The sequence below is a fragment of the Pseudomonas cichorii genome, from assembly GCF_015471405.1.
Classification (GTDB): Bacteria; Pseudomonadota; Gammaproteobacteria; order Pseudomonadales; family Pseudomonadaceae; genus Aquipseudomonas; species Aquipseudomonas serbiensis.
Genome location: NZ_BLVZ01000009.1, coordinates 230,688 through 254,344, shown reverse-complemented (window position 1 = coordinate 254,344; position 23,657 = coordinate 230,688). Strand labels below are relative to the sequence as shown.

General features: G+C 58.6%; 22 protein-coding genes. 14 read left to right on the top strand and 8 right to left on the bottom strand.

The window, feature by feature from the left end:
• The first annotated feature begins 23 nt into the window (after positions 1-23).
• From JL015_RS16470 to JL015_RS16450, 5 genes are all read left to right on the top strand, one after another.
• Entirely contained in the window at positions 24-809 is a 786-nt protein-coding gene (locus JL015_RS16470) for an alanyl-tRNA editing protein (RefSeq protein WP_201019207.1), read from the top strand.
• 199 nt (positions 810-1,008) lie between these two features.
• The gene (locus JL015_RS16465) at positions 1,009-1,911 is read left to right on the top strand and encodes a pyridoxal-phosphate dependent enzyme (RefSeq protein ID WP_201019206.1); all 903 of its coding nucleotides are present in this window, start codon (positions 1,009-1,011) and stop codon (positions 1,909-1,911) included.
• 198 nt (positions 1,912-2,109) lie between these two features.
• A complete protein-coding gene (locus tag JL015_RS16460) occupies positions 2,110-2,580 on the top strand; it encodes a DUF3828 domain-containing protein (RefSeq protein ID WP_201019205.1) in 471 nt (156 codons plus the stop codon).
• A gap of 71 nt (positions 2,581-2,651) precedes the next feature.
• Positions 2,652-2,846 carry a hypothetical protein gene (locus tag JL015_RS16455; protein ID WP_201005243.1) on the top strand — a complete coding sequence of 65 codons (195 nt, stop codon included), beginning with the start codon at positions 2,652-2,654 and terminating at the stop codon, positions 2,844-2,846.
• Between the two features lie 116 nt (positions 2,847-2,962).
• On the top strand, positions 2,963-3,187 hold the full coding sequence (locus JL015_RS16450) for a hypothetical protein (RefSeq protein ID WP_201019204.1): 225 nt from the start codon (positions 2,963-2,965) through the stop codon (positions 3,185-3,187).
• On the opposite strand, the gene JL015_RS16445 is transcribed toward JL015_RS16450, so the two are convergent.
• From JL015_RS16445 to norR, 3 genes are all read right to left on the bottom strand, one after another.
• Positions 3,153-4,631 carry an MFS transporter gene (locus JL015_RS16445; RefSeq protein ID WP_201019203.1) on the bottom strand — a complete coding sequence of 493 codons (1,479 nt, stop codon included), beginning with the start codon at positions 4,629-4,631 and terminating at the stop codon, positions 3,153-3,155. The two genes, JL015_RS16450 and JL015_RS16445, sit on opposite strands and share 35 nt — an antisense overlap.
• A 97-nt stretch (positions 4,632-4,728) precedes the next feature.
• Entirely contained in the window at positions 4,729-4,953 is a 225-nt protein-coding gene (locus tag JL015_RS16440) for a DUF6555 family protein (RefSeq protein WP_038399834.1), read from the bottom strand.
• Between the two features lie 125 nt (positions 4,954-5,078).
• Positions 5,079-6,629, bottom strand: coding sequence for a nitric oxide reductase transcriptional regulator NorR (gene norR, locus JL015_RS16435; protein ID WP_201019202.1), 1,551 nt, complete (start codon positions 6,627-6,629; stop codon positions 5,079-5,081).
• Between the two features lie 452 nt (positions 6,630-7,081).
• Between norR and JL015_RS16430 the strand changes: the two genes are divergently transcribed.
• Positions 7,082-8,524, top strand: coding sequence for a glycosyltransferase family 39 protein (locus JL015_RS16430; RefSeq protein ID WP_201019201.1), 1,443 nt, complete (start codon positions 7,082-7,084; stop codon positions 8,522-8,524).
• Positions 8,525-8,707: 183 nt separating this feature from the next.
• Positions 8,708-9,745: an LLM class flavin-dependent oxidoreductase gene (locus JL015_RS16425; RefSeq protein ID WP_201019200.1), complete on the top strand. Its 1,038-nt coding sequence runs from the start codon at positions 8,708-8,710 to the stop codon at positions 9,743-9,745.
• Between the two features lie 65 nt (positions 9,746-9,810).
• On the opposite strand, the gene JL015_RS16420 is transcribed toward JL015_RS16425, so the two are convergent.
• The 5 genes from JL015_RS16420 to glnT form a co-directional block, all read right to left on the bottom strand.
• Positions 9,811-11,136: an ammonium transporter gene (locus tag JL015_RS16420; RefSeq protein ID WP_201019199.1), complete on the bottom strand. Its 1,326-nt coding sequence runs from the start codon at positions 11,134-11,136 to the stop codon at positions 9,811-9,813.
• 147 nt (positions 11,137-11,283) lie between these two features.
• Positions 11,284-12,606 carry an FMN-binding glutamate synthase family protein gene (locus tag JL015_RS16415; RefSeq protein WP_201019198.1) on the bottom strand — a complete coding sequence of 441 codons (1,323 nt, stop codon included), beginning with the start codon at positions 12,604-12,606 and terminating at the stop codon, positions 11,284-11,286.
• A gap of 15 nt (positions 12,607-12,621) precedes the next feature.
• Positions 12,622-13,305 (bottom strand): protein glxC, encoded by a 684-nt coding sequence (locus JL015_RS16410; RefSeq protein ID WP_201019197.1) that lies wholly within the window; start codon positions 13,303-13,305, stop codon positions 12,622-12,624.
• Positions 13,306-13,316: 11 nt separating this feature from the next.
• Positions 13,317-14,222: a class II glutamine amidotransferase gene (locus JL015_RS16405; protein ID WP_198723726.1), complete on the bottom strand. Its 906-nt coding sequence runs from the start codon at positions 14,220-14,222 to the stop codon at positions 13,317-13,319.
• 129 nt (positions 14,223-14,351) lie between these two features.
• Positions 14,352-15,686: a type III glutamate--ammonia ligase gene (glnT, locus tag JL015_RS16400; protein ID WP_201019196.1), complete on the bottom strand. Its 1,335-nt coding sequence runs from the start codon at positions 15,684-15,686 to the stop codon at positions 14,352-14,354.
• Positions 15,687-15,973: 287 nt separating this feature from the next.
• On the opposite strand from glnT, the gene JL015_RS16395 reads away from it, so the two are divergent.
• From JL015_RS16395 to JL015_RS16365, 7 genes are all read left to right on the top strand, one after another.
• A complete protein-coding gene (locus JL015_RS16395) occupies positions 15,974-16,579 on the top strand; it encodes a helix-turn-helix domain-containing protein (RefSeq protein WP_201019195.1) in 606 nt (201 codons plus the stop codon).
• Between the two features lie 267 nt (positions 16,580-16,846).
• Positions 16,847-17,713: a formyltetrahydrofolate deformylase gene (gene purU, locus JL015_RS16390; protein ID WP_201019194.1), complete on the top strand. Its 867-nt coding sequence runs from the start codon at positions 16,847-16,849 to the stop codon at positions 17,711-17,713.
• On the top strand, positions 17,710-18,615 hold the full coding sequence (gene folD / locus JL015_RS16385; protein ID WP_201019193.1) for a bifunctional methylenetetrahydrofolate dehydrogenase/methenyltetrahydrofolate cyclohydrolase FolD: 906 nt from the start codon (positions 17,710-17,712) through the stop codon (positions 18,613-18,615). Before purU ends, folD begins: the two co-directional genes overlap by 4 nt.
• The gene (locus tag JL015_RS16380; RefSeq protein ID WP_201019192.1) at positions 18,597-19,838 is read left to right on the top strand and encodes an FAD-dependent oxidoreductase; all 1,242 of its coding nucleotides are present in this window, start codon (positions 18,597-18,599) and stop codon (positions 19,836-19,838) included. The genes folD and JL015_RS16380 overlap by 19 nt, the downstream gene beginning before the upstream one ends.
• Before the next feature lie 13 nt (positions 19,839-19,851).
• Positions 19,852-20,157 (top strand): sarcosine oxidase subunit delta, encoded by a 306-nt coding sequence (locus JL015_RS16375; protein ID WP_201019191.1) that lies wholly within the window; start codon positions 19,852-19,854, stop codon positions 20,155-20,157.
• A complete protein-coding gene (locus JL015_RS16370; RefSeq protein WP_201019190.1) occupies positions 20,154-23,060 on the top strand; it encodes a 2Fe-2S iron-sulfur cluster-binding protein in 2,907 nt (968 codons plus the stop codon). The genes JL015_RS16375 and JL015_RS16370 overlap by 4 nt, the downstream gene beginning before the upstream one ends.
• A 2-nt stretch (positions 23,061-23,062) precedes the next feature.
• Entirely contained in the window at positions 23,063-23,635 is a 573-nt protein-coding gene (locus JL015_RS16365; protein ID WP_201019189.1) for a sarcosine oxidase subunit gamma, read from the top strand.
• Positions 23,636-23,657 lie beyond the last annotated feature (22 nt).

The following is a 23,657-nucleotide window of genomic DNA, read 5'->3' as shown; positions in this document are numbered from 1 at the left end:
CTCAACCTCAGGAAGTGAATAGCATGACCACGGTCGACGAAGTGCTGCGCAACACCGAAAAGCTGTATTACAAAGACCAGTACCTGATGTCCGCGAACGCAAAAGTGATTCGCGTTCATCCAGAAGCAATCGAGCTGGACAGTACGGTGGCGTATCCGGAAGGCGGCGGTCAGGAGGCTGACCAGGGCACGATAGACCTGCCCATCGGTACCGTGCGGTTCGCATGGACCAAAAAGCTCTATGGCACGCCCATCCAGCTGGAAGGTTTCAAGGGTGGCAAGTTGGGCGGCATCATCCTGCACATGATCCACCCTGACGATTTCTTCATGCTGGAACATATCCGGGCGGGAATGGAAGCCAGGGTCACGATAGATATCCAGCGTCGTGAACGACTGACCCTGTCGCACAGCGCCAGCCACTTTCTGTATGCCGCCGCGACAGGTCTGCGTGAGGAGCTGAAACAGTGGACCATCGGCTGCCACATCAAAGAAGAATCCGCCCGTTTCGACTTTCTGGTCGAAGAGGCATTCAGTACCGATGAGGTCATCGAAATAGAACGTCGGGCAAATGAGCTGATTGTTCTGGATGAAGTCATCGAGCATCACGCGGTCCAGGGGCTGGAGGACGCCCGCATGTGGCGCTATCAAGGCATAGAAATCCCCTGTGGCGGCACGCACCTGCACACGCCGGATCGCATAGGACGCCTGAATGTGCGCCGAAAGCGCCTCGGCAAAGGCAAGGAAAGACTGGTGTGTGAGTTCCCCCAGGCACAGATCGACCTCTCCCGTTATCACCAACGCACCTCATGACAACCTCATGAGCCTGGAAAACGAATGCGCAACTTACCCGGCTGACCACAGCAGTAATGTTTCGCAACGCTCAGGACCTTTTGTCCTGCCTGTTCGAGTGAAATCAAGAGCAACTGCTGTGGCTTTCAATAGTTAGAGATAACTGCCGGTTTACTGAGCGGACAACCGATTCAGAAGTACCCCATGGAGGAAGCCAGACGTGAGCAAACTCATTAAAAGCGGTGAACGTTTCTTCACCAAAATGGAAATGAACAACCCTGGTGGCAGCCATAAATACCGGGCTGCCAGCGTCATCATCGATGCCGCCTTGCGCAGCGGTGAAATCATTCCTGGCGTGACCACTGTCATTGAGAAGACTGGCGGCAACTTCGGTTTCGGTCTGGTCGCGGCCTGCCACAAGCACAGTATTCCGATAGAGCTGGCAATCGGCCTGGGCTTCAGCCAGACCAAAAGGAACCTGCTGGAATGCTTCGGCGCCAAACTGATCGGCAAGGAGATGCTCAGAGACGGCCTGTCCCCCAAGGAAGTAGTCAACTTTCATCTGCAGAATCAGCAAGCCATGGGCAAGTCTTACTACTACACAGACCAGTTCAATAATCTGGTGGGCGTCGAAGCACACCGCTACCAGACTGCGCCCGAACTGGCCCGCCAGCTGGAAGAAGCCAAGTCAGGCAAGAAGCTGCTGTTCATTGGCTGCGCAGGTACCGGCGCCAGCTTTACCGGCATCACTCTCGGCCTGAAAGACCATGGGTTTGACGTCTCGACAATCATGGTCGACCCACAGGGTTGCGACTCCAGGGAAGGCGTATTCTCGGACCACCGGCTCGAAGGCATGGCCGTAGGGGTTTGCCCGCCGTTTCTGGACTGGTCGCTGGTCAACAGACGCTTCAATGTGGACCATGCCGAGATGCTGGCCGCCCAGCGCTGGTTCTTCATGCAGAATGGCGCATTCGTCGGTAATACCGCTGCCGCCTGCATTGCCGTGGCACGGCAAATGATGAACCAGAAGGATTATGCCGACTCGACGATTGTCACGATCGCTTACGACGCCGGCCTCTGGTATCAGGACCTGGAGAACTCGCTGGTGAGTAAAGTCGCTTAGGCGCTTGCGAAGGCAAACCTCCAGACCCGGCCCGATCAGCCACAGGAATTATCGGGCCGGGTCGATTTCACGGCTCGACAGCCACCGCGCCACCGCTTTTCAGCAGCCAGACCCATTGCTTTTTCCCGCGCTTGGCCTCCAAATGCGTGTCATCAACGTTACATCTTCACCGACCACCCATTTGCCGAGTTTCGTTCCATGTCCAGACCCCTTGCGATCATTCTTGCCTGCCTGTTCTCAACTGCCGCACAAGCCGCCTGCCCTGCCGGTACACCGGTTGACACGGCACGCTGGATCTACACCAACCACCATGATTTCTATGTCAGTGGCAAAGGTGGGCCCGAGTATCTGTCCAAGAACTTGCTGGGTTTGCTGAAGAAGGACTGGAGTTGCCAGCAGCCTGGCGACCAGTGCGCCATCAGTGCGGATCCATGGACCGGTACTCAGGATAATGAGGTGATCAAGGCTGTTGAATGGAAGCAGGTATCCAGCTCCGACAAACAGGCAGTGGTCGAGATGGTTTCTCCGCTGGGCGCAAGCACCCAGAGCACTATCCTGCTGCTGATCAAGAATCCGGGCAGCCAATGCTGGGTGCTGGACAATATCCAGAGTCCGGACGATGTGTCTCTGGTTCAAACCCTGCAAGACTTCCCCTACGAGGGTGACTGAGCAACGCCTGAGACTTGAAATAACGACCCGCTATCGGTATCACAGACATCTGCCCCCAAAGAGCGACAACCATGAATACCTTTGAGCAATCGATTATTGAAGCAGCGCAGGACGCCACGCCCAATAACACCGATGCCGAACGCGCCGAAGCAAAGGCACAAGCGATTGAAGCAGTGGCCCGAATCATGTCCACCACCAGCGGCCTTGAACGTACCCGTGCGCTGGCTGAATTGCTGGATTCTTATTCGGAATCCGACGAGCAGTGATTTTTCGACGAAATACTCTAAAGCATAATGCCATCACTGCCGACACAGCAGGTGTATGTTGATCCGCAGACAAACACAATCACACCCATGATGCGCAATTGCCGGAGTAAAGGCTGGTGCAAATAGAACCACTGAAAGACATTCAGGAGTATTTGCAGCAGACAGCGGATGATCTGGAACGTGTGTCAATGAACCTGGCAGGCCACGTCATGTACCTGCAACATACCTTTCGCCCGACCGAAATGCAGGAAGTCAGCGACAAGATCGAAGGCTTGCAGGCTTCGGTCCAGGACCTGCGCGGCGTTGTCAGGCTGATCGATCAGACGCCTCCTGCTCTCTGACCTGTGACAGGGGCCGGGCAACCTCCTCCAGCGACTTGCGCTCGGCTGCCGCGCCCCAGATGGCCTGCACCAGAGCGGCGATCATCATCAGCCCAGCCCCGATCAGATAGCCGATGAGCACATTGTCGCGATCCTGGGTTTCTATCAGTTGGCCGAACAGCGTCGGGCCGATGATGCCTCCCAGGCCAGTGCCAAAGGCATAGAACACGGCAATGGCCAAGGCACGAATCTCCAGCGGGAAAGTTTCCGACACGGTCAGGTAAGCAGAACTGGCAGCAGCCGAGGCAAAAAAGAAGATCACCATCCAGGCAATGGCCTGCTGCCTGACATCCAGCAGCCCTTGAGCAAACAGATAACCACTGATGGTCAGCAGCACACCGGCAATCGCGTAAGTGGAGCTGATCATGATGCGCCGCCCGATGACATCGAACAGTCTCCCCAGCAGCAGCGGCCCGCAGAAATTACCCAGCGCCAAAGGCAGCACATACCAGCCGACCTGTGCTGATGGGACACCATAGAACTCGGTGAGCACCAGGGCGTAGGTAAAGAAAATCGCGTTGTAGAAAAAGGCCTGGGCCGTCAACAGGGTCAGCCCGACCAGTGAGCGCTGACGGAAAGTCACCAGCAGGGTTCGGGCTATTTCCCCCAGCGGCGTGTGATCTCGTGCCTGCAAACGCAACGGTCGACCTTGTGGCTCGGGCAGTACATGCCCCTGACGACGCATATCGGCTTCGATCTGCTCCACGATACGCCTGGCTTCTTCAGGTCGATCATGGATCAGCAGCCAGCGCGGGCTTTCCGGCAGCCAGAGACGCATCAGCAGGATAAACAGGCCGAGAATGGCGCCAATGCCGAAACACAGCCGCCAACCCAATTCGCTTCCCAGCCACTGCGGGTCCAGCAGCAGGATCGAACCACCGGCGCCAAGGGCTGCGCCCAGCCAGAACGTCCCATTGATACTCAGGTCCACCCAGCCACGGTAGCGGGCGGGCGTGAACTCCTGAATGGTCGAATTGATTGCGGTGTATTCACCGCCAATGCCCATGCCGGTCAAAAAGCGAAACAGCAGGAAGCTCCACAGGTTGAATGAAAACGCTGTGGCGGCTGTGGCTCCCACATACAGCAGCAAGGTGATGAAAAACAGCTTGCGACGCCCGAGGCGGTCGGTCAGCCAACCGAAGAACAGCGCACCCAGCACCGCACCGGCGATGTACACCGCACCGGCCAGGCCGATATCACTGTTGGAGAGCTTGAGAACCGGACTGTCTTTCAGAGCGCCCGCCACAGAGCCGGCCAGGGTCACCTCCAGGCCGTCAAGCAGCCAGGTGATCCCCAGGGCTATTACCAGCAAGGTATGAAACCGGCCCCACGGCAACCGATCCAGCCGCGCAGGCAGATCCGTCTCGAAGACACGCCCCTGCCGGGATTGCGGAATGGTGGTCATGGCCGACTTCACTCAAGGAAATTCATGCATCAGGATAAGCGCATCAGGCAGGATCAAAACCCGCCCGATGCAGCAATAACGACAACTAAGCGGGCTATCAGGTTTTTACCCACTCAACATTGGTGATGCCAAAATGTTCAGCATGTGGCTTCGTTACACGGGGTACTTTCTCCAGTCGGTATTTGGGAATACGAGCCAGACCGGCGTCTACACTTGCGTGGTGCCATGCCTCGGCGTTATCCATATTATCGGCACGAATATAAAAACTTTTGAACGTCCCGTTTAATAAGTAATCAATGCGGTAGTGCTTGGGCAGTGCCATTATTAGGCTATACCTCTTGTGTTGTGTCCATGGACTATAGAGGACACAACACCGCGCAAAAAAATTCAGTCTTTTTTAATAACAGGCGACCAATGAGCAAATAGCGCCTGCAATCATGGCTGCCTTCAGCGAACTCCCAAACGTTTTGCCAGACGACTCAAGTTGGCCCGATCCACCGATAATTCCCGCGCCACATCGACCCATTTCCCTTGATGCCGCTCCAGGGCTTCGACGATCAATGCACGTTGATAGGCGTCCACCGACTCCTTGAGCCCCTGTCCCGGCCTGATCGCCAGGTTCGCACCCGATATGGCAACTGCCGGTGTGGCTTGCGGCTGGTCATCGAGCCCCAGTGCATGAGCTTCGATTGTCAGAATGCGTGGCCTTTCCGGGTGTGCGGACAAGGCCTTGAGCACTGCACGACTGATCAGATGCTCCAGCTCACGAACATTGCCGGGCCAAGCATGAGCCAGCAGAAGTTTCTGGGCCTCGGCATTGAGCCGCAGGCTGCGCAAGCCCATACGCATGCGGTTCTCTTCCAGAAAGTAACCCGCCAGCAACAGCACATCACGCCCTCGCTCGCGCAGGGGCGGCACATTCAACGGATAAACGCTCAGCCGGTGATAGAGATCAGCGCGAAAACGGCCTGAACGGACTTCTTCGGCCAGATCCCGGTTGGTGGCTGCGATGATGCGCACATCCACATGATGTTCCTGATCCGAGCCGACCCGCTGCAACTGGCCGCTCTGCAACACGCGCAACAGCTTTGACTGCACCGGAAGCGGCAACTCGCCGACCTCATCCAGAAACAGCGTGCCGCCATCCGCCAGCTCGAACTTGCCGCTACGACCATTGACCGCACCAGAGAACGCACCTTTGACGTGCCCGAACAGCTCGCTCTCCACCAGCGTTTCAGGCAAGGCCGCGCAATTGAGGCTGATCAACGGCTTGTGCGCCCTGGGGGAATGCAGATGGATCGACTCGGAAACCAGTTCCTTGCCAACCCCGGTTTCGCCGGTGACCAGAACAGTCAGGGGGCTGTTACCCACCAACTGGATTTCCTGCTGCATGCGCTTGTGTACGGCACTCTGGCCGATCAGCTCACGCGGAGCACGACCACCCGCCACACGTTTGTAGACCTCGGCCAGCTGCCGCTGCTCTTCATAGTTACGGCCTAACTGGCTGATCCGGTCACTGGCCATGACCGTCGCCGCCGCCAGGCTGGCAAAGGCCTGGAGGTTCTCCAGATCGACACTGCCAAAACTGGATGGGTCCAGGGAATCAAGGGTGATAAGCCCCCAAGGCTTGTCCTGAAAATACAGCGCGCATCCCAGGCAGTCATGCACCTCAAGCTGGCCGTGACCTTCCACCAGACCGTCATAGGGGTCGGGCAGATCGCAATCCATGGAGAAACGTACAGGCCCTTCGCTTTCCAGCAGAATCCTGAGCCGGGGATGTTCCTGCACCCGGAATCGACGCCCAAGCGTGTCAGGGCTCAGGCCATCGACAGCCAGCGGGATCAGCACATCGTCTTCAAGCCTGAGCAAGGCCACCGCATCACAAGGCAACCATTGCCGCAGGGCATGCAGTAAACGCCGATAGCGCTCCTCTTGCGGCAGCTCGCGGGTAAGGTCGGCCACCAGAGGGACCAGCGCCGACAGCAAGAGATTGGGCATTGCGACTCCTGAACGCTCGAGAAAAACGAGTCATTATGACTTCGTTCAGCGTCAATGCGACATTTATATTCTTCAAAAGGACAGGTTATATAGCTGCAATTAGAGGCCACTGATTCCGATAACTGTTAAACCAATGAAACACATAAACAGTGTTTCACGGCACCGTAACCGCTCCTGACTTTTCTGACGCCAGCACGATGACGATATAACCCCTGCCCTTTAACTTTATTGAAGTGGCAATTGTCCACTTTCGTTCCATAGTGCCCCCGACACTGGCCGGAGCGCTATCAACGCCCGCACATCAGGGTCGGTTTCAGATCGCTTCTCCATTAGTTGCGGGCCTTAATGACAATTCATTAAATCCGGAGTTGCTTCATTATTCCTGCGGCATTGCGCCCCTGGAAAAAATGCCCCAATGAAACGAATGCAGACGTCTCCCCAGAGAGCTCTACATGAATCAAGACAAAGACCCACGCGCTTCATCGTTACTCCCTCTCATTCCCCTTTTGCTGTTGTGTGGCGCTATCGTCGCAAGTTTTATCGCTTCCAGCGGCCCGGTCCAGTGGCGGGATAACGGCATGTTTCTGGTCGATGCCAGCCAGGGTCAGTACTTCAGCCAGTCTCTCGGGCCGGTGGATCATCCGTTCTATCAATTCGTCACGACATTGTTCTTCCAGTTGTTCGGCCCGCAAGCGCTAAGCCTGCTCAACTCGATGCTCTTGCTGCCACTGGCATGGCTCATCTACCAATTGGCCGGGAGTGCAGGCGCCACGCCACGACAGGCCGTGCTCGCCGCCGTGGTGACAGTACTGTCCCATGCGGTGTTCTGGGTCTCGACCAAGGCCGATGTCTATCTGTTGCACACGCTGTTCGTCTTGTTGGCCTATTGGATGCAACTCCGTGCAGAGCCGCATCTGGGCGAACTGAAAAAGCTGCTTGTCATCGGCCTGCTGACCGGGCTTGGTGCCGCCACTCACCAACTGACGTTTGTGGTGCTGCTGCCGCTGTATATCCAGTTGCTGTACCAGCACAAGCTACGGATTCTGATAACCCTGCCCGGCTTCATCGCGGGTATCGCAGTCGCATTGCCAGCCATCGCTCACGACCTGCAGAGCGCGATGAGCCTGCCGGAGATTGGCCGCCGCTACCTCACGGGTTCGTCCGCCATCCTGACCGACGTCAACCGGGAAGGCAGCCTGCTGCGCTTCGACATCATGTGGTACGAGAAAAAGTCGGTGGGCCTGCTGTTGCTCTCTTTGCTGGGGCCGCAACTGGTGGGGTTGCTCATCTTTCCTCGCGCCCCTCGGCTGCGCCTGCTGTGGAGCGCAGCATTTCTGAACATGGTGTTTGCGGCTTCGTATAACGTGACTGATCGCTTTGTCTTCTTCCTGCCGGGCGTGGCGCTATTGAGCATCCTCGGGGTGATCCAGCTTCAGGCGATAGTGGCACGCACCCGCATGGGCAATGCCTTGCTGAGCCTTTCGGCGCTGACCTCACCCATCGCGATCCTGTCTGTCTATTCGCTCTACAACAGCGGCCTGATCCGCTTGCCGACGCACATCGAAGCGCTGCCGTTTCGCGACGACATTCATTATTTCATGACACCTTATCTGCCAGACCGGTCAGCCGAACGCTTCGTGCAGGCTTATGAAGCGTCGGTGCCCGAAGGCGCGCTGATCATTGCCGACCCTGAGCCCATGGGTGCCATGCGCTCGGCACAGACTCTCGGGCTGCTACGCGGCCGAAAACTGGCGATGTGCAGTGAGCCCGCGCAAATCCAGACCTACCTCGACAGTGCCGGGGCGTACCTGGCACGCCTGAGCTACTGCACCCTGATCGCCGGGCAATACAGACTGGAAAGCTGGACGCCGGGGTATGCACTGCATATGAAATGAGATCGCGCCGCCAGAAACAGACCTCACCAAAAAACGCTTGCACATAAAGTATTACGGTATACCATCAGACAGAACAAGCTTTCCCACACTGCTTGATCTACATCACCCCAAAGCATTGCGGTATACCAAAAAAATATCGGCTCCGCCCTCTTGGGGCGCCACGATTGAACCGAGGTGAGTGTCATGAAATTTTCGTTGTTCGTGCACATGGAACGCTGGGATGAGCAAGTCAGTCATCATCAGCTTTTCGAGGACCTGACCGAACTGACGCTGCTGGCCGAAAAAGGCGGATTCAGCACCGTCTGGATCGGCGAACACCATGCAATGGAATACACCATATCTCCAAGCCCGATGCCGCTGCTGGCCTATCTCGCCGCCAGAACCAGCACCATCCATCTGGGTGCAGGCACCATCATTGCTCCGTTCTGGCATCCGTTGCGGGTAGCAGGCGAATGCGCGTTGCTGGATGTCATCAGCAATGGCCGCATGGAAGTAGGTCTGGCCCGTGGTGCCTATCAGGTCGAATTCGATCGCATGGCCGGTGGCATGCCTGCATCGGAGGGTGGCAAGGCCTTGCGCGAGATGGTTCCGGTGGTCAAGGCCCTGTGGCAAGGCGACTACGCTCACGACGGCGATATCTGGAAATTCCCCACCTCCACCAGCGTGCCAAAACCGATCAAGACGCCACCGATGTGGATAGCGGCCCGTGACCCGGACTCCCACAACTTTGCGGTACAGAATGGCTGCAACGTGATGGTCACGCCGCTGATGAAAGGTGATGAAGAAGTCCTGGACCTGAAGAACAAGTTCCAGGCCGCGCTGGACAACAACCCAAGCGTCCCTCGCCCACAACTGATGGTCCTGCGCCACACCCACGTCCACACTGCTGACGAGCCCGAAGGCTGGAAAGTCGGTGCGACCGCGATCTCGAAGTTCTACCGCACTTTCGATGCCTGGTTCGGCAACAAGCAGACACCGGTCAATGGTTTCCTGGCGCCAAGCCCGGAAGAGAAATTCAAGGAACGCCCGGAGTTCGAGCTGGAAAACATCCGCAAGAACACCATGATCGGCACCCCGGAAGAAATCATCCCGCGCATCCGTTACTACCAGGAACTGGGTGTCGACGAGTTCAGCTTCTGGTGTGACAACAGCCTGTCGCACGCCGAGAAGAAGAAATCGCTGGAACTGTTCATCAAGCATGTAGTGCCAGCGTTTCGCTGAAGGCATCGCGGCCAAGGCCCCTCCCACGGTCAATGTGGGGGGCCTTGGCCGCGACAAGGTTTCACTCAATGGTTATAGGCACGCTCATTGTGCTCGGCCAGATCCAGCCCCATCTCTTCCACCGATTCATGAGCACGCAAGCCGATCAGGGCGTTGACGAGCTTGAGAATGCCCCAACTGACCACGAAGCAATAAACCGTGGTGAACAGCACGCCCTTGATCTGCGCGATGACCTGAGCGCCCATGCTCACATCCGGCACCAGGCCGCCCATCGAAGGGACACAGAACACGCCGGTCAGCACCGCACCGATCATGCCGCCAACACCGTGCAGGCCAAATACATCAAGGCTGTCGTCATAGCCCAGACGCTTCTTCAGGACCGTCACGCTCAGGTAGCAGAACACACCGCACAACAAGCCGATTGCAAGGGCTCCGCCAACACCGACATAGGCACAAGCCGGAGTAATCCCCACCAGACCGGCCAAGGCACCGCTGGCCAGGCCCAGTGCGCTGGGCTTGCCGACCTTGAACCACTCGGTAAACATCCAGCCCAGAATACCGGCGCAAGCGCCTACCTGAGTGTTGAGCATGACGATGCCCGACGTGCCGCTCAAACCGCCACCCGAACCGATATTGAAGCCGAACCAGCCGACCCAGAGCATCGCCGCACCGACCATGGTCAGGCTCAGGTTGTGCGCGGGCATCGGTGTGTTCTGATAGCCCTTGCGCTTGCCCAGCACCAGGCAGGCTGCCAGTGCTGCAACTCCGGCATTGATATGCACGGCGGTGCCGCCCGCGAAATCCAGCACGCCCCAGTTATGCATCAAGGCCCCCGCTCCGCCCCAGACCATATGCGCCACCGGCGCGTAGACCAGTGTGAACCAGATCGCCATGAACAGCAGCGCTGCCGAGAATTTCATGCGCTCGGCAAAGGCACCTGCAATCAGCGCCGGAGTAATGATTGCGAAGGTCATCTGGAAGGTCACGAATACCCCTTCAGGAATCTCGCCCACCAGACTGTCCGGCGTCATACCCGCCAGGAAAACGCGGCTCAAGCCGCCGACAAAGCTGTTGAAGGTCACTTCACCTTCAACCATGTTGCTGGTATCGACCACCATGCTGTAGCCATAGATGATCCACAACACACCGACCACGCCAGCGATACCGAAACACTGGGTAAACAACGAAAGCATGTTCTTGGCCCGTACCAACCCGCCATAGAACAGCGCAAGGCCAGGAAGACACATGAACAACACCAGTACGGCGGCAGTGATCATCCAGGCGGTACTGCCGGTATTGAGAACAGGGGTTTCGGCCGCCTGGGCCAGAGGAGAGAAAGCGCCGACTGCAAGTAAAGCCAGAAGGGATTTGCCGATAGGACGGTTAACCATTATCAAAGCTCCTGCAAAGGAATGGAAAGTGTCTGGCAGAAAGCAGAGTGGCTTGAAACGGCGGGCCTTTGCGGCCTCTTTATAGCCTCGTAGGAGCGAATTCATTCGCGAAAATGTTCGCGAATGAATTCGCTCCTACGGGGGAGATCAGTACTGCGAGCCCGGAATCCAGCTGGTGCCCGCCAATGGCACGCGAGCCATGGCCGCCGACTCCACCGTCAGCGCCACCAGATCCTCGGGATCAAGGTTATGCAGGTGCGATTTGCCGCAGGCGCGGGCCATGGTCTGGGCTTCCAGCACCAATACACGCAAGTAGTTTGCCAGGCGACGCCCGCCCTCGACCGGATCCAGACGCTTGGACAGCTCCGGGTCCTGAGTGGTGATGCCTGCCGGGTCGCGGCCGTTCTGCCAGTCGTCGTAGAAACCGGCTGCAGAGCCGATCTTCTTCAACTCCTCGTCCAGACGCGGATGGTTATCGCCCAGCGCAATCAGCGCCGCCGTGCCGATGGCCACCGCATCTGCGCCCAGCGCCATGGCCTTGGCCACATCGGCACCATTGCGAATGCCGCCGGAAACGATCAGTTGCACCTTGCGATGCATGCCCATTTCCTGCAAAGCCTGAACGGCCTGAGGAATGGCAGGCAGAATCGGAATCCCCACATGTTCAATGAACACTTCCTGAGTCGCTGCCGTACCACCTTGCATCCCGTCGAGCACGATCACATCGGCACCGGCCTTGACCGCCAGCTTGACGTCGTAATACGGACGGCTCGCGCCGATCTTCACGTAGATCGGTTTTTCCCAGTCTGTGATCTCGCGGATCTCGGCAATCTTGATCGCCAGGTCGTCCGGGCCGGTCCAGTCCGGGTGACGGCAGGCAGAACGCTGATCGACGCCTACCGGCAAGGTACGCATGCCCGCCACACGCTCGGTGACTTTCATGCCCAGCAGCATGCCGCCACCACCCGGTTTAGCGCCCTGCCCCAGCACGATTTCGATGGCATCGGCCTTGCGCAGGTCATCGGGGTTCATGCCATAGCGCGATGGCAGGTATTGATAGACCAGGTGCTGGGACTGGCCGCGCTCTTCCGGGGTCATGCCGCCGTCACCGGTGGTGGTGCTGGTGCCAGCGATGGTCGCGCCGCGCCCCAGTGCTTCCTTGGCATTGGCCGACAAGGCACCAAAGCTCATGCCTGCGATGGTCACCGGAATCTTCAGATGAATCGGCTTCTTGGCGAAGCGGTTGCCGAGGATCACGTCAGTGCCGCACTTCTCGCGGTAGCCTTCCAGCGGATAGCGGGAAACACTGGCGCCGAGCAGCAGCAGATCATCGAAATGCGGAAGCTTGCGCTTGGTGCCGCCGCCGCGAATGTCGTAGATGCCGGTTTCCGCGGCACGCTGGATTTCCTGGATGGTCAGGCGGTCGAAGGTCGCGGACTCGCGCAGGACTGGAGTTGGTTTGTCACTCATGATGATGCTCCTGGATCAGTACGCGGAGGCGTTATCGACTTTGAAGTTGTAGAGCTGACGGGCTGACCCGTAGCGTTTGAAATCCGAGGCCTTTTCATTGAAGCCCGCACGATTGAGCAGCTCCTGCAACTCTTCCAGATGCTCCGGGCGCATCTCTTTCTCGATGCAGTCGGAACCCAGGGACTCCACGCTGCCTTTGACGAAAATCTTCGTTTCGTACAACGAGTCGCCCAGCGCATCGCCTGCGTCGCCACACACCACCAGCCGACCGGCCTGGCCCATGAAGCAGCTCATATGACCGATGCTGCCGCCGACCACGATGTCGATGCCCTTCATGGAAATGCCGCAGCGGGCACCCGCATCGCCTTCGATGACCAGCATGCCGCCATGCGCAGTAGCGCCCGCAGCCTGGGAAGCACTGCCTTTGACCCGCACCGAACCGGACATCATGTTCTCGGCGCACCCCACACCGACATTGCCGTGTACCGTGATAGAAGCCTTCTGGTTCATGCCTGCGCAGTAGTAACCGGCGTGCCCCTGAATATCGATGGAAACCGCTTCATTCACACCAACGGCCAGGTTGTGCGCGCCATTGGGATGGGTGACCACCCACTCGCGGTCTTCCAGTTGCTTGACCTGATCGTGCAGGGCCTGATTGAGATCACGCACGGTGGCGTTGGAAAGATCGATGGTTTTCATGTGCGTGCTCCTTAAGCCGATTCGCGTTCCCAGATGTACATGGTGGCGGGAACAGGTTCCCAGACCTTGGCCTTCTCGATCCCCGGCAGGCTCGACAGCGCCTGATATTCCGAAGCCATCGCGACGTAATCATCGGTCTCGGCGAGAATCGCCGGCTTGCAGGCAATCGGGTCGCGAATCACGGCAAAGCCGTTGCGGGTGCCGATAGCAAAGGTGAAGAAGCCATCCAGTGCTTCCAGCGAGCTGTCCAGCGCGGTCTTCAGGGAGTCGCCCTGCTGAAGGCGCCAGGCCAGATAACCGGCGGCGACTTCCGTGTCGTTCTCGGTGTCGAAGTTGATCCCTTCGCGGCGCAGTTCCTGACGCAGACGAAAGTGGTTGGAGAGCGAGCCGTTGTGTACCAGGCACAGGTCGGCGCCGGTGGAAAAAGGGTGGCTGCCTTCCATGGTCACGGCGCTTTCAGTGGCCATGCGCGTGTGGCCAATGATGTGACTGCCTTTCATGTTGCCCAGGCCAAAACGCTCGGAAATCTCTTTCGGCAAGCCCATGCCCTTGAGGATTTCGATGCTCTTGCCCGCGCTCATGATGCGCACGGTCGGTGCCAGCTCACCCAGAGCCGCACGCACAACGGCTTCTTCAGCCTGGATCTTCAGCACCACGGCGCTCGCATTCTGGAACCAGTCCAGTGACGCGCCGAGCTTGCCTTCCAGCGCCGCGATCAGCGCCTTGAAATCGTACCCTTCGGTGGTGGCCTGCAAGGTCAGCTTGACCCAGCCATCGGTCACTTCATCCCCATAAATGGCAAACCCGGCGCTGTCAGGGCCACGGTCCGTCATGGCTTCGAGCATGGGCTCGAAGAGTTTGCCAAGCTGGGATTCCAGCGCAGGGTTTTTCAGGTATAAACCAACAATTCCGCACATTGGGGCAGTCTCACTTCGCGAGGAAAGCTGCAAGCCATAAGCTGCAAGCTGTCCGGGTTAATTGAAAATCCTGTGTCCGCCGCCGACTGCTTTTACTTGCAGCTTGCAGCTAAAAACTTGCAGCTGAATTCAAAAAAATTCCGTATACCGCTTCACTTCCCAATCGCTGACGTGGCGGCTGTATTCCACCCATTCCATGCGCTTGAGCTTGATGAATTCACCGACGATTTCGTTGCCCAGCACTTCGGCGAACAATGGGTCGGCCTCCAGTGCATCGCAGGCTTCCTTGAGGGATTGCGGCAGGGTCTTGATGCCTCGTGCCGCGATTTCTTCCAGGCTCAGCTTGTAGAGGTTTTCATTGCAGACCTGGTCGACTTCCAGCTTGCGGTCGATGCCGTCCAGGCCTGCTGCGATGATTGCGGCACTGACCAGATACGGGTTGCAACCGGCGTCCGGCAGGCGGAATTCGAGGCGGCCATAAGGCACTCGCACCATGGCCGAGCGGTTGTTGGCGCCAAAGGCGATAAAAGCCGGAGCCCAGGTCGCGCCGGACAGCGAGTTCCCCACCACCAGCCGCTTGTAGGAGTTGACCGTCGGCGCCGCGAAGGCACACAAGGCCGGGCCGTGGGCCAGCAGTCCAGCGGCGAAGTGGTAAGCCATCTTCGACAGGCCCATGCCGCTCGGGTCGCTGGCGTCATGGAACATGTTCTTGTTGGTGGCGCTGCTGATCGACAGGTGGAAATGCATGCCGTTACCGGCGCGCTTGGGATCAGGCTTTGGCATGAATGAGCAGATCATGCCCATGTCATTGGCGATCTCGCCGGCCGCCATGCGGAAGAAAGTGAAGCGGTCCGCCGACTCCATCGCATCGCTGTAGGTGTAATTGATCTCGAACTGGCCGTTGGCGTCTTCGTGGTCGATCTGGTAGATGTCGAAACCCACTGGTTGCAACGCTTCGGTCAAGCGCTCAAGAAACTCCCGGGAACGTGACAGGCCTTTGTAGTCGTAGCACGGCTTGTCGAGGCTATCGCTGGTGTCCACCAGTTGCAGGCTGCCCGTGGCATCGCGCTTGAACAGGCTGAACTCGGGCTCCAGGCCAGTATTGAGGGTCCAGCCGCGCTGGCTGAGGCGCTCGACCTGTTGTTGCAGCACGTAACGACTGTCATAAGGCCACGGCTTGCCTTCGACATGACCGATGCACACCACCCGGCCATAGCCCGGCTGCCAGGGCACCGGCGTCAGCGAGGAGAGATCGCCCTTGGCCATGAAATCCGGGCCATGGGGTTCCATGCCCATGCCACAGATGGCGAAACCGGCAAAACCGGCGCCATCTTCGGCCACCATTTCCAGGCCCGACACCGGCACCGATTTGGTCTTGGAGGAGCCATGGATATCAACGAACTGAGCCAGCACGTACTTGATACCGTGCTCCTCGATCAGACGCTGTGTTTCTGTTGGCAACATGAGACTTGTCTCCTGGCGAAAGCAAAACGTTGAGGTGAGGACGTTGTTTCGCTTCCTGCCGGAATCGTTATTCCAAGCAGGAAACTTAATTTCCCAACAGGAATGCAAAGCCCTTGCCAGCTTGGTATACCAAAAGTCGAATTCAGCCAAAGGCGGAATTTCCGCTGTATATATGGGAAACTCGTTTTCCTTGAGGGAATAAACCGACGCACGCCACTGCGCGGACAGGGATCTCGCACATTCATGGTGCGAAATAAAAATTATTGAGCGGAAACCGTGCAAAGCCGATGAATATGCCGAACGAACCCCAACCCAAGCTGAAGCTTGAGCAATACCTGGGTATCCAGATCAAACGCCAGCGTCAGGCCCAGGAATTGAAACTGGCCGACGTGGCCCGTATCGCCGGGATCAGCCAAGGCATGCTGAGCAAGATCGAGAATGCTCAGGTTTCCACCAGCCTGGATAACCTCAGCCGCCTGTGCGACGTGCTGGGCATGCCCATGTCCAAGTTGTTCAGCCAGTACGACCAGCAAGGCAGCAGCGCGCTGTTGGTCAAGGCCGATGAAGGGCTGGAAGTGGTGAGGCGCGGCACCGAGAAAGGCCACACCTATCACCTGCTCAACCACACACGCGGGCCGAAGAAGAGCTTCGAGGCCTACATGGTGACCATGGACGATGCCAGCGAAGAGTTCCCGACCTTCTCCCACCCCGGCACTGAATTCCTGCATCTGCTGGAAGGCGAGTTGATCTATCGCCATGGCAACCAGCTCTACCGGATGGAAGCCGGGGACAGCCTGACCTTCGATGGCGAGATTCCTCACGGGCCGGAGCAGCTGGTGCAGGTGCCGATTCGCCTGCTGTCGATCATGAACTATGGTGCGCAGGGCGAGTGAGCTAGCGGTCATGCCTTTTCGCGAATGAATTCGCTCCTGCGCAGGCCAGGTAGGAGCGAATTCATTCGCGAAAGCTCCAAGCAAAAAATTCCCACCAGTAAAAAAAGTTTCCAGAAACCTCTGGACGCTACAGATTCTTTCGCCTATAAAACGCCATCTGTGAATATTTAATTCCCATCAGGAATTTTTATTCATCCGCAAAAATAATTTTCACCCCCGAATCTTTCGCTCTGCGCTGAGCTGCCGCCACTTTCCAGAGGACAAGCCATGCAACACGAAAAGAACCATTTCATCCTCAAGATCAGTTGTCCGGCGACTTCCGGGATTGTCGCGGCGGTGACCTCTTATCTGGCTGACAACAAGTGCTACATCGGTGAAATGGCCCAGTTCGATGACGAGTTCAGCGGCAAATTCTTCATGCGTGCGGTGTTTCGCTTCAACGATGGCCATCAGGGCGATATCCAGCAACTCAAGGCTGGCTTCGATGCCGTCGCCAGTGACTTTTCCATGCAATGGGAGCTACATGACACCCGGCAGCCCATGCGCGTGCTGCTGATGGTCAGCAAGTTCGACCACTGCCTGACCGACCTTCTGTACCGCTATCACAAGGGCGAGATGGACATGACCATCACCGCCATCGTTTCCAATCATCTGGACCTGCGCCCGATGGCCGAGCGTGAAGGCATTCGTTTCATTTACCTGCCGGTTACCAAGGAAACCAAGGCCCAGCAGGAAGCGGCGCTGATGAAAGTGGTCGATGAAACCGGCACCGAACTGGTGGTGCTCGCCCGCTATATGCAGATTCTCTCCGATGACCTGTGCCAGCAACTTTCAGGCCGGGCGATCAATATCCATCACTCCTTCCTGCCCGGTTTCAAGGGGGCCAAGCCCTATCACCAGGCCTACGAGCGTGGCGTAAAGCTGATCGGCGCGACCGCGCACTACGTCACCAGCGACCTGGACGAAGGGCCGATCATCGAGCAGGAAGTGCAGCGTGTGGATCACGTCTACCTGCCTGACGATCTGGTGGCCGCTGGCCGTAACAACGAGACCATTGCGCTGTCCAGGGCGGTGAAATACCACCTGGAGCATCGTGTGTTCCTCAACACGGACAGAACGGTGATCTTCCGGTGAACACTTCAAAACTGATTGATGGCAAGGCTGCGGCCGGTCGTGTGCTGCAACAGGTAAAAGCCGATGTCCAGCGCCTCAGGGCCGAGGGTATCGAACCTGCACTGGCGGTGATTCTGGTGGGTGAAGACCCGGCCAGTCAGGTCTATGTGCGCAACAAGATCCTGCGCGCCGAGGAAGCCGGCATTCATTCGCTGGAGTATCGATTGTCTGCGGACAGCTCCCAGGCCCGCTTGCTGGCGCTGATCAGCGAATTGAATGCAGACCCGAAGGTCAACGGCATCCTGCTGCAACTGCCGCTGCCATCCCATATCGAAGAAACCCGCGCCTTGCAGGCCATCGACCCGTGCAAGGACGTGGACGGTTTTCACAGTGAAAACGTCGGCGGCCTGAGTCAGGGTCGCGATGTGCTGACGCCCTGCACGCCCAGTGGCTGCATGCAGTTGCTGGAGGACACCTGTGGTGATCTGACGGGCAAACATGCGGTGGTGATCGGACGCTCCAATATCGTCGGCAAACCCATGGCCGCCCTGCTGCTCAAGGCTCACTGCTCGGTGACGGTCTTGCATTCGCGCAGTGCCGACGCCAAGGCCCTTTGCCAACTGGCCGATATCGTGGTCGCGGCTGTCGGCCGCCCGCGAATGATCGATGCCGGTTGGCTCAAGCCCGGCGCAGTGGTGATCGATGTCGGCATCAACCGTATTCAGGACAACGACCGCAGCCGTCTGGTCGGTGATGTGGATTTCGACAGCGCGCTGTCCAGAGTGTCGGCCATTACCCCGGTTCCCGGTGGCGTCGGCCCCATGACCATTGCCTTTCTCATGAAAAACACCGTGACCGCTGCCCGTCAGCAGGCCCAAGCGCAACGTAGTCAATCGGAGGCCGTATGCCTTTCAATCTATTGAAGTACGGGCTCAGCTCGGAGTACCCGGTCGAGGTGGACCTGCCCGCTCCCAAGGAACTCAAACCGTCTTATGACGTGGTGATCATCGGCGGTGGCGGCCATGCCCTGTCCACGGCCTATTACCTGTCGAAGTACCACGGCATCACCAATATCGCCGTTCTGGAAAAAGGCTATCTGGGTGGTGGCAATACGGCGCGTAACACAGCCGTCATCCGCTCCAATTACCTCACCAGCGAAGGCGTGCGTTTTTACGCCGAATCGGTGCGGATGTTTGAAGGGCTGTCCAACGAGTTCGACTTCAACATCATGTATTCCCATCGCGGGCAACTGACCCTCGCTCATACCGACGCAACGGTACGCTCGTTCCGCCAACGCGCCGAGGTCAACAAGCACTTCGGTGGCCGTACCGAGATGATCGACCGTCAGCAGATCCGCGAACTGGTGCCTTCCCTGAACCTCGATCCGGGCCATCTGCCGGTGATCGCCGGTCTGTGGCACATCGACGGTGCCACCGCCCGGCATGACGCTGTGGCCTGGGGCTATGCCAAACAGGCTGCCAAGCGTGGTGTGGAGATTCATCAGCTCACCGAGGTTCAGGAACTGGTCATCGAAAACGGCACCATCACGGCGGTGAAGACCAACCGTGGCACCGTCAAATGTGGCTGCGCGGTGCAGGCAGTTGCGGGCATGAGTTCGCAATTGATGAAGAAAGCCGGGATTCGCTCGCCGATCCAGACCTTCCCGTTGCAAGCCATGGTGACCCAGCCGTTCAAGCCGTTTCTCGATCCGCTGGTGAGTTCGTCGGCCCTGCATTGCTATGTGCAGCAGACCAGCCGCGGCGAAGTGGTGTTTGGCGGCGGCTCCGATCCCTACCCGCTATTCAACACCCGCTCCACGCTGGACCTGAAGGAAAGCCTGCTGGCACACGCCATCGAGATGTTCCCGTTCCTGGCCAACGCCAAGTTGATGCGCCAATGGGCCGGGATCACCGACATGACCCCGGATTACAGCCCGATCATGGGGCTTTCACCGGTGAAGAATTACTACCTGGATGCAGGCTGGGGCACCTGGGGTTTCAAGGCCACCCCCATCTGCGGCAAGACCATGGCCGAGCTGGTAGCCAGTGGCGGCAAGGTGCCGGACCTGATCAAACCCTTTGGCCTGGAGCGCTTCTCGACCTTCCGGCAAGTCAACGAAATGGGCGCGACAGCGGCCAGCCACTGACGGAGAGCGACACATGAAAGTCATGACATGCCCGCTCAACGGGCCACGCAATATCAGCGAGTTCACCTACGGCGGTGAGTTCAAGCACATGCCTGATCCTCAGACCTGCACCGATGCCGAATGGGCCGATTACGTGTTCAACAGCGAGGACACTCTGGGCGTAGTGCGCGAATGGTGGATGCATAACCCGTCCAGCTACTGGTTCCTGGCCGAACGCCATACCGCCAGCGACGAAATCATCCGCACCTTCGATCCCCGGGAAGTCTTTACCGCCCGCGTCGACTTCACCCCTGCCCCGTCCAAGGAGATCGCAGGATGAGCCCCCTGACCCGCCTGCCGGCCCCCATGGGCCTGTTGATTGATCGCAATCAGCCGCTGACCTTCAGCTTTGACGGCAAGTCCTATCAGGGCCTGCAAGGCGACAGCATCGCCAGCGCCCTGCTCGCCAACGGCCGCTTTCTGCTGTCGCGCTCGTTCAAGTACCACCGCCCGCGTGGCCCGCTGACCATGGCCGGGCAAGACGCCAACACCCTGATCCAGTTGCCCAGCGAACCCAACGTGCTGGCCGATACCCATGCACTTGCAGCGGGCCTGCAAGTGACCGGGCAAAACTTCAACGGCTCGCTGGATAACGACAAGGACGCCTACCTGGGCAAGTTCTCGAAGTTCATGCCGGTGGGCTTCTATTACCGTTCGTTCTACAAACCCAAGGGCATGTGGAAGGTCTGGGAGCCGATCATCCGCAAGAAAGCCGGGCTGGGTGTGCTGGACCTTGAGTTCAAGCCCGAGTATTACGACAAGGCTTATCTGTTCACCGATCTGGCCATCATCGGCGCAGGCCCGGCCGGCTTGCAGGCGGCACTGACAGCAGCCAATGCTGGTGCCAAGGTCTTGCTGATCGAACAGCAGCCGATTCTCGGTGGCTCGCTGACCTATGCCCGCTTTGATATCGAAGGCCAGCGTGCCGAAAAACTGCGCCGCAACCTGATCGATGCCGTGGAAGATCACGCCAATATTCGCGTGCTCAAGCAAGCCACCTGCAATGGCTGGTTCACCGACAACTACCTGCCGGTGATTCAGGGCAAGCGCATGTACAAAGTGCGGGCGAGCCACTGCCTGGTGTGCAGCGGCTCGTTCGACCAGCCGGTAATTTTCCGCAATAACGACTTGCCCGGTGTGATGCTGACCAGCGCCGCACAGCGCCTGATGAAGCTGTATGCCGTCAAGCCCGGCAAACGCGCCGTGGTCCTGACCGGCAATGACGACGGCTATCTGGCCGCTCTGGATCTGCATGATCAGGGCGTAGAAGTCGTTGCCGTGGCCGACATGCGCGCCAACCCTGCCGACAGCACCCTGCTGAGCGCACTGGCAAAACGTGGCATCCCCTGCCACCCGAGCACCACCGTCTATGAAGCGTTACATGAAAAAGGCATGCGCCATGTGAGTGGCGCGGACCTGCGCAAAATCACCGGTCAGGGTCAGGTCGCCAATAACGGCCTGATACTCGACTGCGACCTGCTGTGCATGTCAGGCGGCTATATGCCGGTCTATCAGTTGCTGTGCCAGGCGGGCGGCAAGTTGAGCTATGACGATCAGCTCTCGGAGTTCACCCTGAGCGGCTTGCCGAAAAACCTCAGTGTGGCCGGTTCGGCTCATGGCTACCATGCGCTGGACAACGTACTGGCCGATGCCATCCATGCCAGCGCCGGAATCGTTGCCGCGCTGGGCCTGGAACTCAACACCAGCCCGCTGCCGCTGCGCAGCGAGGCCCGCGTCAACTTTCCCTGGCCGATCTTCCCTCATCCCAAAGGCAAGGATTTCGTCGACTTCGACGAAGACCTGCAAGTGCGCGACATCGTCAATGCCACGCGCATCGGCTATCGCGACGTGCAACTGGTCAAGCGCTATTCCACGGTCGGCATGGGGCCGTCACAAGGTCGGCATTCGGCGCTGCCGACAGCTCGTCTGGTAGCGTCTTCGACCCAGCGCAGCATCAGCGAAACCGGCGTTACCACCGCTCGCCCGCCGTTCGAGGCCGAGAAGCTCGCGCATGTGGCCGGCCGCGCCTTCGACCCGTATCGCCAGACACCCATGCACCGCCGTCATGTGGAGGCCGGAGCAAAGATGATGCCTGCCGGTATCTGGCAGCGCCCGGCGTTTTACGGCAAGCCCTCGCAGCGTGACGCCTGCATGCAGGCCGAAGCCCATCATGTGCGCACCAAGGTGGGCATCATCGATGTCTCGACACTGGGCGGCCTGGATGTACGTGGCCCGGATGCCGCCGAGCTGCTCAATCGCATGTACACCTTCGCCTTTCTCAAGCAGCCGGTGGGCCGTTCGCGTTATGCACTGATGACCAACGAACATGGCGTGGTGATCGACGATGGCGTGTGTGCCCGCTTCGCCGACAACCATTTCTATGTCACCGCCACCACCAGCGGCGTGGATCGTATCTACCAGCAGATGCTCAAGTGGAACGCCCAATGGCGCCTGAATGTGGACATCGCCAACGTCACCGCGGCGATTTCGGCGGTCAACGTGGCCGGGCCGGACTCGCGCAAGGTATTGGAAAAAGTCTGCTCCGACCTGGATCTTTCGGCCGAAGGCTTCCCGTACCTGGCCGTGCGCCAAGGCACGGTGGCCGGGATCAAGGCCCGTCTGTTGCGGGTGGGTTTCGTGGGTGAACTGGGTTATGAAATCCACGTTCCGGCGCGCCATGCCCTGCAACTCTGGGATGCACTGGTCGAGGCCGGAAAAGAGTACGACATGCGCCCGTTTGGCGTCGAAACCCAGCGCCTGCTGCGCCTGGAAAAAGGCCACGTGATCATCAGCCAGGACACCGACGGCATGACCCATCCGGCCGAGATCGATATGGGCTGGGCGGTGAGCCGCACCAAGCCGTTCTTTGTCGGTCGCCGCTCGGTGGACATCCTTGAAGCCCAACCGCAGACACGCAAGCTGGTGGGTTTCACCCTGCCCAAGGCCAGCCCGCAGCCATTGGAAGGCCATCTGGTGCTCAAAGGGCCGGATATCAGCGGCAACGTAACCTCCTGCGAATACTCGCAGACCCTGGGCAAGATCATTGGCCTGGCCTACGCCGCCTTCGATCAGAGCACACCCGGCCAGCAGATCCCGATTCGGGTAGAGGACGGTGTCGTGGTCCAGGCCACAGTGGTGAAACTGCCTTTCTTCGACCCTGAAAACCAGCGCCAGGAGCTTTGATCATGTCCAGCCTCAATGCCGAAAACCCTATCGGCCTAAGCCCTGTTCAATCGTGCGCGCTGGTGGATCTGACCGATACCCCACGTGTGGGCTTTCGCGGAGTACAAAGTGCCGATTACTTGCAGGCACGTGGCTTCACGCTGCCGGATACGCCGAACCGGGCTGTAACCCAGGCCGACGGCAGCCATGTAGCGCGCCTGTCGCAGACCGAGTACCTGATCCTGGGCAGCCTCAACGATCATGGCGAACGCATCGCCGATGAAGAGGCCCGCTGGGAGCTGGACCATAGCGCCAACTACCTGCTGCCACGTCAGGACAGCCATGCCTGGCTGCAACTGAGCGGTGTCTGTATCGCCGAAGTGATGGCCAAGCTCTGTGGGGTGGACCTGCGCCCCCAGGCATTCGGCCCCGGCGCAGTGGCCCAGACTTCGGCAGCGCGTATCAATGTGATCGTGATCAATGTGGGTGCAGGTACAACGCCCTGTTTCCAGATCCTCTGCGACCGCACTTCGCTGGAGTACTTCAAAGGCGCGGTGCTGGATGCCATGACCGAGTTCAACACAAAGCAGGAGTAATGCGGATCAGTTGAGGTCAATA

Bases quoted from the DNA above. Each gene is read 5' to 3' on its own strand.
- JL015_RS16445 (WP_201019203.1), bottom strand. From the start codon at position 4,631: ATGACCACCATTCCGCAATCCCGGCAGGGGCGTGTCTTCGAGACGGAT.
- JL015_RS16415 (WP_201019198.1), bottom strand. From the start codon at position 12,606: ATGAGTGACAAACCAACTCCAGTCCTGCGCGAGTCCGCGACCTTCGAC.
- JL015_RS16375 (WP_201019191.1), top strand. From the start codon at position 19,852: ATGAAAGTCATGACATGCCCGCTCAACGGGCCACGCAATATCAGCGAG.
- norR (WP_201019202.1), bottom strand. From the start codon at position 6,629: ATGCCCAATCTCTTGCTGTCGGCGCTGGTCCCTCTGGTGGCCGACCTT.
- JL015_RS16380 (WP_201019192.1), top strand. From the start codon at position 18,597: ATGCCTTTCAATCTATTGAAGTACGGGCTCAGCTCGGAGTACCCGGTC.
- glnT (WP_201019196.1), bottom strand. From the start codon at position 15,686: ATGTTGCCAACAGAAACACAGCGTCTGATCGAGGAGCACGGTATCAAG.
- JL015_RS16455 (WP_201005243.1), top strand. From the start codon at position 2,652: ATGAATACCTTTGAGCAATCGATTATTGAAGCAGCGCAGGACGCCACG.
- JL015_RS16420 (WP_201019199.1), bottom strand. From the start codon at position 11,136: ATGGTTAACCGTCCTATCGGCAAATCCCTTCTGGCTTTACTTGCAGTC.
- JL015_RS16430 (WP_201019201.1), top strand. From the start codon at position 7,082: ATGAATCAAGACAAAGACCCACGCGCTTCATCGTTACTCCCTCTCATT.
- JL015_RS16460 (WP_201019205.1), top strand. From the start codon at position 2,110: ATGTCCAGACCCCTTGCGATCATTCTTGCCTGCCTGTTCTCAACTGCC.
- JL015_RS16425 (WP_201019200.1), top strand. From the start codon at position 8,708: ATGAAATTTTCGTTGTTCGTGCACATGGAACGCTGGGATGAGCAAGTC.
- JL015_RS16370 (WP_201019190.1), top strand. From the start codon at position 20,154: ATGAGCCCCCTGACCCGCCTGCCGGCCCCCATGGGCCTGTTGATTGAT.
- JL015_RS16405 (WP_198723726.1), bottom strand. From the start codon at position 14,222: ATGTGCGGAATTGTTGGTTTATACCTGAAAAACCCTGCGCTGGAATCC.
- purU (WP_201019194.1), top strand. From the start codon at position 16,847: ATGCAACACGAAAAGAACCATTTCATCCTCAAGATCAGTTGTCCGGCG.
- JL015_RS16470 (WP_201019207.1), top strand. From the start codon at position 24: ATGACCACGGTCGACGAAGTGCTGCGCAACACCGAAAAGCTGTATTAC.
- JL015_RS16395 (WP_201019195.1), top strand. From the start codon at position 15,974: ATGAATATGCCGAACGAACCCCAACCCAAGCTGAAGCTTGAGCAATAC.
- JL015_RS16410 (WP_201019197.1), bottom strand. From the start codon at position 13,305: ATGAAAACCATCGATCTTTCCAACGCCACCGTGCGTGATCTCAATCAG.
- JL015_RS16365 (WP_201019189.1), top strand. From the start codon at position 23,063: ATGTCCAGCCTCAATGCCGAAAACCCTATCGGCCTAAGCCCTGTTCAA.
- JL015_RS16440 (WP_038399834.1), bottom strand. From the start codon at position 4,953: ATGGCACTGCCCAAGCACTACCGCATTGATTACTTATTAAACGGGACG.